This window comes from Moorena sp. (genome assembly GCF_982860115.1).
Map to the genome: position 1 here is coordinate 1 of NZ_CEYLVT010000159.1, position 3,807 is coordinate 3,807.

Consider the following 3,807-nt stretch of genomic DNA (forward strand, 5'->3'; position numbering starts at 1 on the left):
GTTCCCCCCATGAGCAACTGCCGTGGTTTCCCCCACTCGCGCTTGGGATCAAGACTAAGTATATTTTCTTATCCCCCACACCCCACACCCCACAACCCACACCCCACACCTGAGGTCTTTGTTAAAAACCTACCCCTGTGAGGGGGAGGCTGGGAGGTCAGGGTAAGCTCATTTGTTCTATTATAAAGGGTAATTGACAAATCACTATTAAGCCTAAAGTCTTGAAAAAACGGCGATGCTACCCTATAAATCTAATTATGTCTCAAGGTTTTGAAATTAACTACCTCGAAGGTCAAAAAAGTACTCGTTGAAGGGTGAAAAAGCCAAAAGAAGCAGCAGCAATTGGCAGTTTTCAAAAAAGTCTAGTAGAGAATTTTACAGAAATCTAGGATTTTTATTTGAGATGTAAACATAGGATTGATATAAAAACGGATCCAGTCGGTCATGGGGGTTTCCCCCATGACCGACTGGATCAAGACAGGGAAAAGGGAACAGGGAACTTCGGATCAGTAGGAAAGAGCTCCGAAGAGTTTGTGATGTGCTGGTAAATCAGCAAGATTGTTCATGACCTATTTATAAATGCTATATCCTAGCAAGTAACGTTGGTCAGAGAAATTTGTAGAACTACCAATTAGAATTACCAAATGGTATTTCCTCTATTGCTAATGGCTAAGTGATCCAAGTATCCTTGAGATTATTTTTCAATAAGGTGTAGAGTCTAAGTTAACCCAGAATCAGGATTGGTTTGGAGCAACCTATCATAAATCATTGATCCCATGCATAATTTCATTCCTCCAGAACGGTTTTTCCCTTATCTGACCTGGACTGATATCGAACAGATGCCCGATAAGGAAAATATTGTGATTATTCAGCCGGTCGCTTCCATTGAGCAGCATGGCCCCCATTTACCGCTGATTGTAGATGCGGCGATTGGGGTGGGAGTCTTGGGCAAAGCCTTAGGCTGCTTAGACCCAGAAATCCCTGCTTATGCCTTACCTCCCCTTTATTACGGCAAATCCAATGAGCATTGGCATTTTCCTGGGACCATTACTCTTAGTGCTCAAACCTTGCTAGCGGTGCTGATGGAAATGGCTGATAGTATCTATCGGTGTGGGTTTCGGAAGTTAGTACTGATGAATTCCCATGGCGGACAACCCCAAGTGATGGAAATTGCAGCACGGGATATTCACCAGAAGCATGAAGACTTTATGGTATTCCCCTTGTTTACCTGGGGCGTGCCTAACATGGCCAAGGAATTAGCCACCCAGAAAGAATTAGAATTAGGCATTCATGGGGGGGATTTAGAAACTAGTCTCATGCTCTGTCTACTCCCCGGTCAAGTGAAAATGGATCGGGCAGTAAAGGAATATCCCCAAGGGTTGCCCGAGGATAGTCTATTGAGTATGGAAGGAAAATTGCCCTTTGCTTGGCTGACCAAGGGGTTGACTCAGAGTGGAGTACTCGGGGATGCCACAGCAGCAACTGAGGAAAAAGGCGATCGCTTATTAGCCTCTCTTTGTGATGGTTGGGTAAACGTGATTCGCGATATCTATCGGTTTCAGCAGCCTGATGTGACGAAGAGGCGATAGGCAATAGGCGATAGGCCATAGGCCATAGGCCATAGGCAAGGGTGCGCCCTTGTCCCATAGTGCTGCATCGCTTTTATGATAATGTTTTCGTCAATTTTTCTGCCCTGAGCCGAAGCTCCCTGTTGCGCAGTTGCTCACAACTTCAGGCTGAATCAATGCGGATGGCGAGACTCGAACTCGCATGGCTTTCGCCACACGCCCCTCAAGCGTGCGTGTCTACCATTCCACCACATCCGCGATTTACTAACCATTTAGTAGGATACCATACAACAGGACGAAGCTGCAAAGCCTAGCTCAAAAAATGCTGTCAAAATTGAAGGGAGTAGGGAGTAGGGAGTAGGGAGTAGGGAGTAGGGTAAGAGTTTGTTTAGTCTGGGTCTCGGAGGTGGGTAGGGGGGGGAATGGGGAAAAATCCTGTCTACCTCACTCGTGATGAAAATTGCGATAGTTTATAAACTATGTTGCTCCCCACACTTCCCACACTTCCCACACTTCCCACCCTCCCCACACCTCCCCATCAATCCTAGTTTTAAATCTCAACTAAAAACCCTATAGAAACGCTATTCTATGAAATTTTCAAAGATCTTAATTGCCAATCGTGGGGAAATTGCCTTACGGATTATCCGAACCTGTGAGGAGATGGGGATTCCCACTGTTGCCGTTCACTCGACCATTGATCAACATGCTCTTAATGTCCAACTGGCAGATGAAGCGGTTTGTATCGGGGATCCTCCCAGCAGCAAAAGTTATTTAAATATACCTAATATTATTGCTGCAGCCCTCACTCGGAACGCCACTGCCATTCATCCAGGCTATGGTTTCCTATCAGAAAATGCCCGTTTTGCTGAAATCTGTGCTGATCATCAGATTTCTTTCATCGGTCCTACCCCAGAAGCAATCCGAGCCATGGGAGATAAATCTACGGCCAAAGAAACCATGCAACGAGCGGGTGTGCCCACAGTACCTGGAAGTGATGGATTAGTCAGCTCTGAGGAAGAAGCTTATGCGATCGCACGTCAAATTGGCTATCCTGTCATGATTAAAGCCACGGCTGGTGGTGGAGGAAGGGGTATGCGCCTGGTACAGGATGACAGCCAATTGATTAAACTCTTCCAAGCCGCTCAAGGGGAAGCCCAAGCCGCCTTTGGTAATGGCGGGGTATATATTGAAAAATTTATTCAACGTCCTCGCCATATCGAGATTCAAATTTTAGCTGATAGTCACGGCAATGCAATCCACTTGGGTGAGCGAGACTGCTCGATCCAACGGCGTCACCAAAAGCTACTGGAAGAAGCCCCTAGCCCAGTGCTTGACCCAGAATTGCGGGCAAAAATGGGTAATGCTGCGGTAATGGCCGCTAAGTCCATCAATTACATCGGAGTTGGCACAGTAGAGTTTCTCTTAGATGCCTCTGGTGAGTTCTACTTTATGGAAATGAACACCCGAATTCAGGTAGAACACCCAGTCACCGAGATGGTCACCGGTCTAGACTTGATCGCCGAACAAATTAAAATTGCTCAAGGGGAGAAACTAAGCCTTACCCAAGACCAAATTACTCTCAAAGGTCACGCCATCGAATGTCGGATCAATGCCGAAGACCCAGAGCACGCTTTCCGTCCCCAACCAGGACGAATTAGTGCTTACTTACCACCAGGAGGACCAGGGGTGCGCATGGATTCCCATGTTTACCCCGATTACGAAATTCCCCCCTATTACGACTCTCTGATTGGGAAATTAATCGTTTGGGGTCCCACCCGTGATGCAGCCATTCAGCGCATGAAACGAGCCTTAAGGGAGTGTGCCATAACCGGAGTGACCACCACCCTGACTTTCCATCAAAAAATCCTAGAGACACCAGCCTTTCTTGAGGGTCAGGTCTATACCAATTTTGTCGAGAAGGAGATGATGACCTGAACGCCAGCTATGCTGAAGGCAGAGGGCAGAAGTAGGAAGTAGGAAGAAAGACAAAAGTAAGTCTTTGGTCATTAGCGATCGCGCTACGCCCACGCTACGCGAACGCCCTACGCCCACGCTACGCGAACGCATTTTGTTGTACTTTCACCGTTTATACGCCCCGTCCCACCCTGAGGTTTCACTTTCAGGGGTGGGGCTTCTCGCTGCAAAAGCTAAAACCATTGGGGCTAAGTGAATGGTTACCCATGACCCCTGCCACCGGCAATCTGTAACCTACAACCTGTAACCTACAACCTGTAACCTA

At 47.2% G+C, this 3,807-nt stretch carries 2 protein-coding genes and 1 tRNA gene; 2 read left to right on the forward strand and 1 reads right to left on the reverse strand.

The annotated features are described in order from the left end of the window. Positions 1 to 776: 776 nt before the first annotated feature. Positions 777 to 1,589 carry a creatininase family protein gene (locus AC4II3_RS22830; protein ID WP_488017265.1) on the forward strand — a complete coding sequence of 271 codons (813 nt, stop codon included), beginning with the start codon at positions 777 to 779 and terminating at the stop codon, positions 1,587 to 1,589. A 156-nt stretch (positions 1,590 to 1,745) separates the two neighbouring features. On the opposite strand, the gene AC4II3_RS22835 is transcribed toward AC4II3_RS22830, so the two are convergent. Then, positions 1,746 to 1,826: transfer RNA gene (locus AC4II3_RS22835), tRNA-Leu, on the reverse strand. Positions 1,827 to 2,156: 330 nt separating this feature from the next. On the opposite strand from AC4II3_RS22835, the gene accC reads away from it, so the two are divergent. After that, positions 2,157 to 3,503, forward strand: a complete 1,347-nt coding sequence (gene accC, locus AC4II3_RS22840; protein ID WP_488029415.1) for an acetyl-CoA carboxylase biotin carboxylase subunit — start codon at positions 2,157 to 2,159, stop codon at positions 3,501 to 3,503. Positions 3,504 to 3,807 lie beyond the last annotated feature (304 nt).

What these genes read in the sequence shown, in the direction of transcription:
- AC4II3_RS22830 (WP_488017265.1), top strand. Translation starts at nt 777, where the DNA reads ATGCATAATTTCATTCCTCCAGAACGGTTTTTCCCTTATCTGACCTGG.
- accC (WP_488029415.1), top strand. Translation starts at nt 2,157, where the DNA reads ATGAAATTTTCAAAGATCTTAATTGCCAATCGTGGGGAAATTGCCTTA.